This window comes from Pedobacter psychroterrae (assembly GCF_004331695.1).
GTDB classification, from domain to species: Bacteria; Bacteroidota; Bacteroidia; order Sphingobacteriales; family Sphingobacteriaceae; genus Pedobacter; species Pedobacter psychroterrae.
The window spans coordinates 1,045,167-1,058,364 of sequence record NZ_SJSL01000002.1 but is presented as its reverse complement, the minus strand read 5'-3'; the positions used below and the strand labels follow the sequence as shown (position 1 = coordinate 1,058,364).

At 43.2% G+C, this 13,198-nt stretch carries 10 protein-coding genes; 2 read left to right on the top strand and 8 right to left on the bottom strand.

Going from position 1 to position 13,198, the window contains the following annotated elements; translation table 11 throughout:
* Nucleotides 1-98 precede the first annotated feature (98 nt).
* From EZ437_RS12865 to EZ437_RS12845, 5 genes are all read right to left on the bottom strand, one after another.
* Nucleotides 99-275: a histone H1 gene (locus tag EZ437_RS12865; RefSeq protein ID WP_131596646.1), complete on the bottom strand. Its 177-nt coding sequence runs from the start codon at nt 273-275 to the stop codon at nt 99-101.
* 131 nt (nt 276-406) lie between these two features.
* A complete protein-coding gene (locus tag EZ437_RS12860) occupies nt 407-1,486 on the bottom strand; it encodes a Gfo/Idh/MocA family protein (RefSeq protein WP_131596407.1) in 1,080 nt (359 codons plus the stop codon).
* A 9-nt stretch (nt 1,487-1,495) separates the two neighbouring features.
* Entirely contained in the window at nt 1,496-2,950 is a 1,455-nt protein-coding gene (locus EZ437_RS12855) for a Gfo/Idh/MocA family protein (protein WP_131596406.1), read from the bottom strand.
* A 22-nt stretch (nt 2,951-2,972) separates the two neighbouring features.
* Nucleotides 2,973-6,392, bottom strand: a complete 3,420-nt coding sequence (locus EZ437_RS12850) for a family 16 glycoside hydrolase (protein WP_205942698.1) — start codon at nt 6,390-6,392, stop codon at nt 2,973-2,975.
* A gap of 38 nt (nt 6,393-6,430) precedes the next feature.
* Nucleotides 6,431-7,702: a Gfo/Idh/MocA family oxidoreductase gene (locus EZ437_RS12845; RefSeq protein ID WP_225869575.1), complete on the bottom strand. Its 1,272-nt coding sequence runs from the start codon at nt 7,700-7,702 to the stop codon at nt 6,431-6,433.
* A 314-nt stretch (nt 7,703-8,016) separates the two neighbouring features.
* On the opposite strand from EZ437_RS12845, the gene EZ437_RS12840 reads away from it, so the two are divergent.
* A complete protein-coding gene (locus tag EZ437_RS12840; RefSeq protein WP_205942697.1) occupies nt 8,017-10,848 on the top strand; it encodes an alpha-L-rhamnosidase in 2,832 nt (943 codons plus the stop codon).
* An 8-nt stretch (nt 10,849-10,856) separates the two neighbouring features.
* On the opposite strand, the gene EZ437_RS12835 is transcribed toward EZ437_RS12840, so the two are convergent.
* Genes EZ437_RS12835 through EZ437_RS12825 form a run of 3 tightly spaced genes read right to left on the bottom strand, consistent with a single transcriptional unit; the run spans nt 10,857 to nt 12,086 of the window.
* Entirely contained in the window at nt 10,857-11,255 is a 399-nt protein-coding gene (locus EZ437_RS12835; RefSeq protein ID WP_131596405.1) for a VOC family protein, read from the bottom strand.
* A gap of 11 nt (nt 11,256-11,266) precedes the next feature.
* On the bottom strand, nt 11,267-11,638 hold the full coding sequence (locus EZ437_RS12830; RefSeq protein ID WP_131596404.1) for a DoxX family protein: 372 nt from the start codon (nt 11,636-11,638) through the stop codon (nt 11,267-11,269).
* Nucleotides 11,639-11,663: 25 nt separating this feature from the next.
* Nucleotides 11,664-12,086: an SRPBCC family protein gene (locus EZ437_RS12825; protein ID WP_131596403.1), complete on the bottom strand. Its 423-nt coding sequence runs from the start codon at nt 12,084-12,086 to the stop codon at nt 11,664-11,666.
* A 131-nt stretch (nt 12,087-12,217) separates the two neighbouring features.
* Between EZ437_RS12825 and EZ437_RS12820 the strand changes: the two genes are divergently transcribed.
* On the top strand, nt 12,218-13,195 hold the full coding sequence (locus EZ437_RS12820; protein ID WP_131596402.1) for a GlxA family transcriptional regulator: 978 nt from the start codon (nt 12,218-12,220) through the stop codon (nt 13,193-13,195).
* Nucleotides 13,196-13,198 lie beyond the last annotated feature (3 nt).

The window sequence follows — 13,198 nt, the reverse complement described above, 5'->3', positions numbered from 1 at the left end:
AATGAAAAAGAAATCTGTCAATTCAGGTTTATAAACAAGATAAAATAAAAAAAGGGTGACTGAATTGCTCAGTCACCCTTTTTCGTATAATTCAAAAATTATTTAGCATTCTTTTTATCTGTAACTTCAGTACGGATGTCCTGAGCCAGACCTTTTAAATCCTGCATTGCTTTACGTACTCGTGTACCAGCAGCACCATTACCTGAGTTATAGAATTTTTCTGCATCAGCTTCAACACCTGCAATCAGTTCCTTAAGTTTTGAAAATTTTTCCATGTTTTTCTTTAGTTTTAAGATTAAAATATTTTGATATAACGCTCTAAAGTTAGTAATTATTGGATTTGCTCCAAATGAATAATGAACAATTTCTATTCTTTTTGTTAACATTGTTCATAGTTACTGACAATTTAAAGCATAACTACCTGCCCGCTTTTTACCGACTCGTCGCACGCAAAAGCAATTTTTAAACTATTAACCGCATCTGCCGTCGGGTCGGTCAGGTCCAGATCTTCCAAAATCGCTTTTAAAAAGTACCGCTGCTCCCGATTGCAAAGCTCCTGATGATCAGGCTCATCACTAAGATCAACCCATTCATCAGGCTTCAAAAATTCATCGTCAGCACCGATAGCTGCATGATGAACCTTTATTGATTCTGTCTTCGTATGCGAGTCGATATCATCTGATTTACCTGCCTTGCTTGCTTGTTTGGCTACTATAGACACGGCACCCTTGGGACCGAACACATCTTTAATAAAAAATGCATTATCGCTCACCATTGGGCCCCATCCTGCCTCATACCAGCCTACCGAGCCATCCTCAAAGCGGATCTGCAGCTGTCCGTAGTTATAATTCCAGTCCGGAATATCGTCTGTCAGCCTGGCCCCTATCGCACTTACCTGCACCGGCCTGGACCTCGTCATCTGACACATCACATCGATGTAGTGAACAGCACAGTCCACTATCGGACTAAGGCTTTTCATCAGGTTACGGTGTACGGTCCATTTCCGCCCATGACTTTGCTGGTTGAGGTTCATGCGCATCACCAGTGGCTTGCCCATCTCCTGCGCCAGCTCAGTAAACTTTTGCCAGGAGGGATGATAACGTAAGATATATCCTACCAGCAATTTCTTTCCGGCTTTTTTAGCTGCTTCAGCTACGCGCTGTGCTCCTTCCACCGTATCAGCCAGGGGCTTCTCAATAAAGACATGACAACCACTTTCAAAAGCTTTGACAGCGTATTGCTCATGGGTATCCGGATAGGTAGAAATGCACACCGCATCAGGCGTTGTCGCCTCAAGCGCTTCATAGTAATCACTGTACAGGTCGTAACCTCCACCCAAACGATCATTCAATACCACTTTACTATTCCCCAATGATACAATACCACAGATCTCGAAACCCTCCAGGCTATGGTATGCAATGGCATGGGCTGCGCCCATATTGCCGCAGCCCACCACTAGTACCCTTAAATTAGTTCCTTTTGTCATATAAGTTTATTATATACCCAAGGTCCAACCAGCACGATAGTTGCGCTTCACAAACTGGTTTACTTCATCAAAATTGGTCACCTTCAGGTTCTCTTTATCCCAGATCAGCTTCATGTCCCTGCCCGGGTAACTGATCTTGCCATTAGCATCCCTTCTTTGTGTGTCTATTCCACGGATGGCCAGGTTGGCGATCAGCAAGGTTTCTGTTAACGGCCCTGCTATTTCAAACGGGGAGCTCAATTCTATCTTGCCATAACCTGCTATAGCAGCCTCGGCCCATTGGGTATAATGACCTGCTTCAGCACCTGGTACCCTGATTGCTTTTGGTTTAGTCTTGTCATTTGCATTTCGTGTCAACGGCAATAACCTTGGGTTTGACCCATACACATCACAGATCATTTTACCTTTGGTTCCTATAAATAGTACTCCGTTTGCGCCAAAAGATTCATTTGGCAACAATTCTTCCGGACGTTCAGGCTTGATACCCCCATCCATCCAGTGGATTTCGATATTGCCTTTTGTCTTCCTTGTTTTTGCAAAGGTCATGATCACATGGCTTGACGGCGGACAGCTTTCCGGGAAATATCCTCTTTTAAACTCATCTACATATACGCTTCCCACACTGCACTGTACATCTATCGGGGTATCCAGTTCCAGTATTCTAAACGGCGGTTCTACCAGGTGGCAACCCATATCACCTATCGCACCGGTTCCATAATCCCACCATCCGCGCCAGTTAAACGGCACCATCTTATCGATATATGGTTTGTAAGGCGCACTGCCCAACCAAAGGTCCCAGTCCAGCTCGGCCGGAACCGGAGCTGGTGTAGCAGGCCATTGGATACCTTGCGGCCACACCGGACGGTCGGTCCAGCAATACACACGCTCTACTTTTCCTATCAATCCGGCATCATACCAGTCTGTCAGTTTCCTTACCCCATCACCAGAAGCACCTTGGTTGCCCATTTGTGTCACTACCTGATAGCGCTTGGCAGCTTCGGTAAGTTTACGTGCCTCATAAATATCATGTGCCAATGGTTTTTGAACATACACATGTTTACCAAGCTGCATAGCTGCCATGGCGATCTGCGCATGGGCATGATCTGGTGTGGACACGACTACCCCGTCTATATTCTTTGCCTCTTTGTCCAGCATCTGACGGTAATCTTTGTAGTATTTCGCTTTTGGAAAGCGCTTTACAGAACCCGCAGCCCTTCTGTCGTCCACATCACATAAATAGGCAATATCCGATTTTCCACCCGCAAATATACCGGTCAGGTCACTCTCTCCCTTTCCACCAACACCTACTCCTGCTACCTGCAACCTGTCGCTGGGTGCCAAAAACCCTTTGCCTCCAAGTACGTGGCGTGGTACAATCATAAAACCAGCTGCCGCAAGGGCAGTGGTTTTTATAAAACTTCTTCTTGAATTACTTGATTCTGAATTTTTTTGTTCTTCAGTCATGATCTATTCTATTGTATAAAATCTATTTCTTTGTATTTTTTAATTCTTTAACCCTGATATTTCTGAACTGCAATGGCGATCCGTGACCCAAAAACCCAATGTGTCCGCTAGCCCTGTGAATGCCCGGGTGATCTAATTTATCCGGAGTACCATTCTTACGGAATGGTGTAAGGTCGCCGTCAAGGATCACAGTACCGTTCAGGATCACTTTGATCTTCGGACCATTTACAATTACTTCCTGATAGTTCCACTCTCCCAGAGGCTTCAAAAATCCTCTCTTTGCAGCCATTGTTCCATATACTGAACCATGGTACTGATACACATGCAGGTCTTTATAGATTGGCGCTTCATTGTCCAATATCTGTAGCTCCATTCCTGTATAGGCAGCATCTCCTTCCAGAGGAGCGCGGATACCCAATCCATTGTTTGCACCCGTAGTTAGTTGAAATTCAAACCTGAATACAAAATCACTGTATTCTTTTTTAGTGAATAAATTGCCGCCCGATCCTTTGCCTGGTACCGGTCTGATAGCAATATTGCCATTTTCAATTACATAATCTGTAGTATTACCCATCCAGCTATGCATGTTGGTACCGTCAAACAACACCTGATAGCCTTCTTTTTTCTCTTGCGCGCTTAGCTCAAAAGGTTTCGGACGAGGGATCTCCCTGATATAAATATCCCTGTATGCTACAGGCGATCCATGTGCCTGCAATTCTATCTGCTCTTCTGCAAAGATTGGCAAGCTTCTGTCCCAAAAGTTTTCAAGGACAACGTTGTCAGTCACCAGTTCACCGTTCAGCCATACAGTGACCCTGTCGCCTTTCATCAAAATGCGGAAGGTATTCCACTCATCCAGTTTATTGTCAGCTACTTTTAATGGTTTGCTTGGGTTAGTCTGGTTGTTGTACAAACCACCTGAACCTACCTGCGCACCTACATTAGTCCTTGCAAGGTCCCATATCTGTACCTGAGGCGTACCACGCAGATAGATACCTGCATCGCCTTCGCCTTTCTTATCGTCGATAATTTTCCAGTCTACCAGCATCTCCATATCGCCATATTTCTTTACTGTAGCCAGGTTATCACCGTGGATCTGGAACTGAAGTTCGCCATTCACTACTTTCCAGCCTTTTTGAGCCACCTCATCAGCTTTAGCCTGAGCCTCTGCCAATGTCTTTGCATCCATTTTACTGCGTTTGATCGGATCTCCTACCAGGCCTTTCCAGCCAGTAAGATCAGTACCGTTAAACACCTTCACAAAACCTTCTTCAGCCGACATCTCAGAAATGTATTTTTTCATTCCCTCTTTCTGGTAGCCACTATCCGGACCTGTTATTACTGTAATGGTCTTGTTTAGCAAATCTTTAACAATTGTACCATTGTATTTTCCCGCCATAGTGATGTTCATCACTGCGTTTGCAGCAGCCTGCTGCAATGCCGGATCATCCAAGTATTTACCTGCAAAAACGATCGCATTAAAGCTTTTTGCTTGTTCTGTCTGTTTTAGGATCTGCTGTTTTTGAGCGGTAGTTTTAGCCACATCCATCGCATTGCGAAGCAATAATAGCTTTTGCTCAGCACTGGCCGGTGAAGCACTGATCAGGCGAAGATAACCTTGCAGTGCCTGATCCAGATACGCCGCATCACTAGTCTGTCTGGCTATTTTGATCAGTTCCTCAGCTGAACCTGCGTCTACCCAGGCAGATAAAGCATCCAAAGCAGCTTTCTTTGAGGCTTCATTACCAGAATTGAAAGCGGTTGAAACAGCAGCCAGTGATTTTGCACCACCTAAACTGCCTAATACTTTATAGAACAATAATTTTTTATCATCAGGGGCAGCAGCCATTTGTGTCAGCACGGCATCTACTTGTTGATCAGCATTCTGACCACTGGAAAGCGCTGCTATCACAGCATCCTGTACTTTGATCAGTTCAGTCTGATCTGTGGTTTCATTGAGCAAGGTATATAATTGCGGCAAGTTATCGCTGCCTGCAGTTTTGCTTAATGCGGCAAAAGCGGCACTCCTTACTTCGGGATTCTTATTGGCAAGCAAGCTAAAGACCGTGGCCGACTGTGCACCCGCTGCACGTGCAGCCAATACATTGATCAGGGCAACCTGTACATTTGGTTTTGCTTTTGGTATATAAGCTGCAATCTTTGAAGTGATGCCATCGCCTTTCATTCTCAATATTGCGTCAGAATAAGCGGTAAGGTCTGCTGCATCTGCTTTAGCTGTAGCTTTAAGGAAATCTTCCAGCGCAGCCTCCTGTCCTATTTTTGCCGCTGCGGCAATAGCAGCATGTCTTACAGACGCATCTTTATGCTTGAGTAATTTCACTATTGCAGGCAAAGCAGTTTGCGACTTACTTTCTCCAAGCGTGCTCAGGATAGCTACCTGAGTAGCAGGATCAGCTTTAGCTATTTTTTTTACCCATTGGGCAGTATTATCTGCCGTTAAACCCGGCAATGCAAATCCCAAAGCCGCAGCTTTATATTCAAAATTGCTATCGTCCATTGCAGCAAGCAGATATTCCTGACTGTTATCAGATTCAGCCAATAACTTTAGCGCCGCGATGCGAATATCAACTTGTTGTTCATCCTTTACATTGGATAGCAACTGTTTTGCGATTTTAGCTGATAATGCTTTATCAGTAGCCAGTGATTTTTGTGCAAACAATAAATAAGCTGCCACCGCATTGGTCTGCTCATATTTATAACCTGCACTTTCAGCAGCTTTGGCCAATACCGATTCCGCTGATGGGTCTGCAATATGTGCTAATGAGAATAAACTCACTTTAGACAGTTCCGCGGTGCTGACACCTGATATCAATTGTTTGATAGCAGTGGCTGCCTCTTTAGAACCTGTATGTCCCAATGCTTCAATTACAGAAACCAGTGCGCGTTCTGGCGTACCTCCCGACAAAGCAGCTATCAAAGCAGCTTTAGCAGCAGGTGTATTAATCTTTACCAATGATCTGGATGCCGGATCTGCAAGATCAGCATCTTTCAGGTATGCAGAAAGACAAGCTACGGAAGCATCATCGCCTACCAGTTCAAACTGACTGATGATGAACGATTTATTTTGCTTATCGCTTAACTGAGGCAACACTTTGCAGTACGCATCTGCTGCCATTTTGCGGAGGCTTTCTTGTCCGGGCTGACTTACATAGCCCGAAAATCCGCTCACTGCATATTCAATTAAGCTATTATTGCCCTTACCCTGAGGTACCAATCCGCTGATTAGGGTCACGTAACCGTCTACCCCCAACTGCGAGATATCCTGCATGTTACTTTTTAATTGTTTGGCGTCGTCCGAAGGCAATTGCGCCAGTAGATCCGCAATGCGGGTTGTCACAGTACGCTGATCCGTATTTTGTGCAAGTGCCACATCATATAGCATCACTATTGCAAGCAGCACAAATAATATTCTCTTTATCATTATTATTATATTGTAATTGGTTCTTTCTTATGGATTATTTAAATAGTATAAGGTGCACGCATTACAGGATTGAGCAATTTGTTGGCACCTTCATCGTCTATAAACTCCTGTTTTACAGGATCAAACTTTAAAGAGCGTCCCAATCGCAGGGCCACCAGTCCAATATTAACAATGTTACATGAGCGGTGTCCATTTTCTTCATTAAGTGCAAACTTCTGCCTGGTTTTTACCGACTCTGTAAAACTGGTGATCTGTGGTTCCGGATCAGGAAAAGCAGCAAGTTTACGCTGCAGATCGGGAATATCAGATTTAAACCCAGGATAAAGTTTACCTTTTGGTCCCTCTATATAAGGTACGTTGGTGTCTTTACCTTCGCCGTCTAAAACAATCTGGCAACCATCAGCATAGGTATAAGTAATACGTCTCCAGGTACCTACCGCATCGCTGTGTTGTTGCGGTGCATCAATCTCTACAGACACAGGACTGTTATTATCCTTACCCAAGAAGTATTGTATCGGATCTATATAATGCTGACCCATATCAGCCAGACCACCACCATCATAATCCCAATACCCACGGAAAGTCTGATGAACCCTGTGTGTACTATAAGGCTTAAAAGGTGCCGGACCCAACCACATATCATAATCAAGCTCCGCAGGAACAGGCTCTACCGGAAGGTTGTCTTTTCCTACCCAGTAAAACTTCCAGTCATAACCTGTATGTTTACCTACTGTAACCTTCAATGGCCATCCTAGCATTCCACTGTCAACCAGCTTCTTGATCGGTTTCACAGTCGTACCCATTCCATAAAAAGTGTCTTTAAACCTAAACCAGGTATTTAGCCTGAACATTCTGCCATGCTGCTGCACAGCCTCCATCACACGCTTACCCTCGCCTATAGTATGCGTCATCGGTTTTTCACACCAAACATCCTTCCCTGCATTTGCCGCATCTACCGACATAATCCCATGCCAGTGTGGTGGTGTAGCGATGTGCACAATATCTACCTCAGGCAGCTTTAGCAGCTCGCGGTAATCACTAAAGGTCTTTACACCTTTATCCAGTGAAGGAAGGGCTTGTGCAATGTGTCTTTTATCCACATCACAGATTGCCACTACCTGGGTGCCTTCATATTCAAAATGCCCCCGTCCCATAGAGCCTACGCCAATTACCGCTTTGGTAAGCTTGTCACTGGGCGCAATAAATCCCGTCCCACCCAAAACGTATCGGGGTACGATGGTAAAAGCGGCCACTCCTACCGCAGTTTTTTTAATAAAATCTCTTCTTGAAGTTGGTTCTTTCGGTATCATATTAGGTTATATTTATGTGTTTGCATGTTTGGTATACTGTTCTGGCAATGGCAATTAAGCATGTAATGTAGCATAAAACAACAACAATTTCATCCTGTACCTACCTGCTCATCACGATCAGACAATATAATTTTAATGCAGCTCCTAATGTAAGAAAACATTTTATAAATATTAAAAAGTTCTAATTCGTTTTTTAAAATATTAAGAATTAACTTTTTTATAATAGCCCAGCCGACAGGTCAGGATAGTTATAAAAGGAAAATAATATAGCTTAGCAAACACCAAATATATAAAGCCACTTATATCAATAAACAATGATGCCTGTCAAATACATCTTACTGCTTAGTTTCGCGACTCAATTCACCAATACTAATGCACAAAAAACCGCTGCCCCTCTTTCTGCGGTAAACCTAAGGACTGAATATAAAGTAAACCCTGTGATCGAGGAACTGAAACCAAGACTGAGCTGGGAATTGGTATCTTCGTTAAAAAATCAGGTACAAACGGCTTATCAAATCCAGGTAGCTACTTCCAAAGCACTATTAAGTACCGGCAAGGCCGACGTCTGGAACAGTCAGCAGGTTAAATCCAACCATACCAATCAAATAAATTATACAGGCAAGCCATTACTTGCCGGCAAAAGGTATTATTGGCGGGTCCGTAGTTGGGACAAGGCCGGAAAAGTGGGTACCTGGAGCAATGTATCCAGCTGGGAAATGGGCTTACTGTCAAAATCAGCGTGGCGCGCTGAATGGATAGGGAGCAATTTGAATGCATTTGGAAAGGGCAAAGATTACCATTTGCCTCCATCACCTTATTTTAGAAAAGAAATAGGAATTAGCAAAAAGGTAATAAAAGCAAGGCTGTATATCACCGCACTTGGCTTGTATGAGTTCTATGTAAATGGAAAACGTGCGGGTAAAGATTATTTCACACCGGGATGGACAGATTATAATAAACGTGTTTATTATCAGGTATATGATATCACCAACGAACTAAAAGCCGGAAAAAATGTATTTGGTTCTGTTATTTCTTCCGGATGGTACTCAGGGTACCTGGGTTATGCACTCCTGGTAGGCAACCCGGTAGTTGATAAATTTTATGGCGACGTTCCATTGCTCAAAGCACAGGTTGAAATCACCTATGCAGATGGTAAAGTCGAGCTTGTCGGTACCGATGCTTCCTGGAAAACCGCCAAAGGTGCACTTATAGAATCGGACATTTTAAATGGAGAAACCTATAATGCGCAACTGGAACTGAAGGATTGGCTCAAACCCGGCCTGAACACAAGCAACTGGCAAAATGCCACCATTTATCCAGATAAGGCTGAAAGAAAGATTGAAGTATATCCCGGCAATCCGGTACAGGTACTGAAAGAGTTAAAAGCTAAGTCTGTAACACCGCGACCTGGCGGAAAATACAACGTCGACCTGGGACAGAACTTCGCAGGGCTTGTCCGTTTGCAGGTAAAAGGTAAGGCCGGAGATACCATCAGGTTAAAATATGGCGAAATGCTGCATCCCGACGGAAGGATCATGACCGAAAATTTAAGGAGGGCGAGGGCTACAGATACTTATATATTAAAGGGCGATCCTAATGGCGAAACCTGGATGCCACAGTTTACCTATCATGGTTTTCAATATGTAGAGGTTGAAGGCTTTCGTTATCAGCCAGCACTGGACGCCATCACCGGCATAGTCATGACTTCAGTCATGCCAGTGGCAGGGAGCTTTGAAACTGATAATAAAATGGTGAACCAGTTGTACCATAACATTGTATGGACCCAGCAATCGAATTACTTTGAAGTGCCTACAGATTGTCCGCAACGCGATGAGCGCCTGGGCTGGACAGGTGATGCTCAGGTTTACATTCAATCCGCATCCTTCAACAATGATATTTCGGCCTTTTATACCAAATGGCTGGTAGATTTAAATGATGCGCAAAGAAAAGACAATGCTTATCCCATCTATGCACCTGCACCAAACATCCGGGTTACCGACACCTATTCCCCTGGTTGGTCTGAAGCCGGAATTATCTGTCCGTATACCATCTTCAAGACTTACGGAGACATTACCGTAATCAAGAAATTCTGGCCGAATATGGTCGCTTACCTCGACTTTTTAGAAAGCAAAAGCGAAGGAAAATACTATTATACGGAAGATACATTTAAAGATATCTCTACCAACGGAGGGTTTGGCGACTGGCTTTCTGTAGGAAAGCAAACGCCTTCCTATTTCCTGGCCACCATGTATTATGCCAATTGCGCCTCGATGATGGCAGAAATGGCCCACGCAATCAAAGTCACGGAAGACGTGAAAAAATATAAGGAGGTATTTAGTAAAATAAAACAGGCTATTGCCGCCAACTATATCAATGAACAAGGTATTTTTCAAAAGAAAGGCAGTTCTGTAGTTACTTCCGGTGAGGATCGTTTATTTGACGGTGACACCCAAACTGCCTATGCAAATGCAATTTATATGGATCTACTTTCTCCCACATTGAAAGCAAAAGCCGGCCAGCGTCTGGCTACCCTGATCAAAGAAAACGGGGGTAAATTGTCTACCGGGTTCCTGGGTGTCAAACCTTTATTGCCGGCTCTTTCTGAAACCGGCAACAGCGACGTAGCCTACCAGCTATTGCTCAGCACAGAATATCCATCCTGGGGCTTTGAGGTGATCAATGGTGCAAACACCATTTGGGAGCGCTGGGACAGCTACATCAAAGACAAAGGCTTCACCAACAATGCGGGCATGAATTCCTTCAACCACTATGCATTTGGCGCAGTAAACGAATGGATGTTTGGAAATATGGCAGGTATTAAACTTGACGAAACCGGATACCGCACATTCAGCATCCGTCCTGAAATCGCACCTGACCGCATCAACTATGTAAAGGCTGCTTATCATTCGATTAATGGAAAGGTAGTTTCCTCATGGAAGAAAAACGGAAAGCAACTCACCATGGAGGTAACCATTCCGGTAAACACTAAGGCAGATATCTATATTCCATCAAATGCTGAAGGAGAGACTATGGAGGGTGGCAAGTCCATTAAAAACAACCCTGATCTAAAGATTAAAAACAGAGTAGGAGGATATCAGGTTATCAGTGTAGGTTCGGGCACGTATGCTTTTAGCACTACGCTGTAGGGAATTGTTTAAATGCCCAGTATCCACCTCACATCGAAAGCATCAGTTACTTCAATTAGCTTTTGCTCATAATCAGTTACAGGAAAGTTCCCTTTATCAAATTCCATTTTTACAAGGAGCTCTTTCCTGTCGCTGGTACTTTTACAAGGCAGAAAAATAGCCATATAGTTTCCCAGCTTTCTTCCTTCATTGTGTACCAGGTCCGAACCATGAATAATTATCCTGTCGGAAACCAATGATCCGCTTACGACAGGCGTTTCGACATATCCATTTACTACTCCTCCAAAACTTTCAAATTGTAATAGGCCCCCGAAACAGCTTTGATAGAAGCTGAGGGCCTTTTTACAATTCCCGGAAAAAGTAATGAAAACCCCGCTGATCAATTTGTCATCAACATGCGCAATCATAGCTGCATAAATTAAGCATCAGGAATTTTATTTTTATACACATACGAAACCGCCAGGATCGCCAATACCACTAGTGGCATTAGCATATACCCAATGTTCTTATCTACACAGGCATGACTGATGAAGGCAAAGATTAAACTGAAAGTAAGCCCTGCATAAGCCCATTCCTGTAGCTTAGCTGGTGTTTTAGGATAAGAAATTGCCAGAACACCCAATACCTTACAAATGATCAGTGTGTAGGCAAAATAATCCGGATAACCCAAAGGTCTCGTACCCACAGTAGCATACTCTGGTGAAAACAGCAGCGTACCCAACGGCATCAGGCCCTCCCAAAGTATGATGATGGCAGTTGCCACCCAAAAAATTATCTTATTCTTTTTCATGACGTTTAAAATTAGGTGGTGTTGACTAATTAGTTGATTCAATATATTTCACAAAGTTGTTGAGTATAGACTGCCAGCCCTGTTTCTGAAATTCAGGTTCGTTCTCTGTTTCCGCGTCAAATGTGGTGGTGATGATCGTCTTACCATTTTCTTCTGCAAACAATGTAGTCGCCTTTCTTCCGTCACCCATGGTATAGGTAATTTCCTTATGCAACTCCACGGTGTCATAAACACCTTCAAAGTCAAACCCAAAACTACCATCTTTGGCTTCCATTCTATTTTTAAACTTACCTCCTGCTCTCAGATCGTTTTCGCTGCTCGGGGTATGCCAACTTGGGTCAGGAGTGTTCCATTGAACAATGTCGCTTGGTGTATTCCAGGCTGTCCAGACTTTTGCTACGGGAACATGTGTTTCTGCTTCTACCGTTATTCTTGTTACTTGTGCCATAATTATTTATTAAATTTTGATATCCAAAGATACATTAGGTTATAAAATCAGGGCTATTGTGAAAATGACAAATTTGGGGTAAAATATGACAAAACTATTTTCGTAGATTAGTACCTTAATCTTTATAATTGATGCGAATTTCAGTCTTTGTACCTGAGTATGGGGTAATTGAAGCAATCACTCCCCCTTTTAGAAGCTTCCATACTGCCAATGAGTTTTTAATTACTTTTGGTAAAAAACCAATTTTTGAGGTAGAGTATGTGGGACTTAACGAGTATGTACCAGCCAATAATGGAGAGTACACAGTTAAAACCGACAGGTTGCTAAAAGATGTGAATGAAACTGACTTATTGATTATCCCCCCTGCGTTTGGCGATACCACCAAAGGGATACAGGCCAATGCAGCAGCGATACCCTATTTTAAAAAGCTATATGAAAACGGTTCAAGTCTTGCCAGCCTATGTATCGGGGCTTTCCTTTTAGCCGAGACAGGCCTACTCAACGGTAAAAAATGCTCCACACATTGGGCCCACATCAGTGATTTTAGAGAAAGATATCCAGAGGTAGAAGTGGAAGATGGTGCAATCATAACAGAGCACGATAACATTTACAGTAGTGGCGGGGCAAGTAGTTTATGGAATTTAATATTATACCTGATTGAAAAGTATGCTGACAGACAAACGGCGGTAATGATTTCAAAATATTTTGCTTTAGATATTGGCAGAGACAGTCAATCTCAGTTCGCTATATTCAAAGGGCAAAGAAATCATGGTGATGCGGAAATTCAAAAAGTGCAGGACCATATTGAAACCCATTACGAAAATAAAATAACCATAGCAACTTTAGCAAATTTAATAAATACAGGCCGCAGAACATTTGAAAGAAGATTTAAAGAGGCTACCAACAATACATCGCTGGAGTATATACAAAGGGTAAGGATAGAAGCTGCAAAAAAGAAATTTGAAGCATCCAGAAAGAATATCTCAGAAATCATGTTTGACGTAGGCTATACAGATACGAAAGCATTTAGAGATACATTTAAAAAGATTACAGGCCTCACCCCCATCGACTATAGAAATAAGTTTGCAAAGGTGGCATACGAGGTGTAAAAA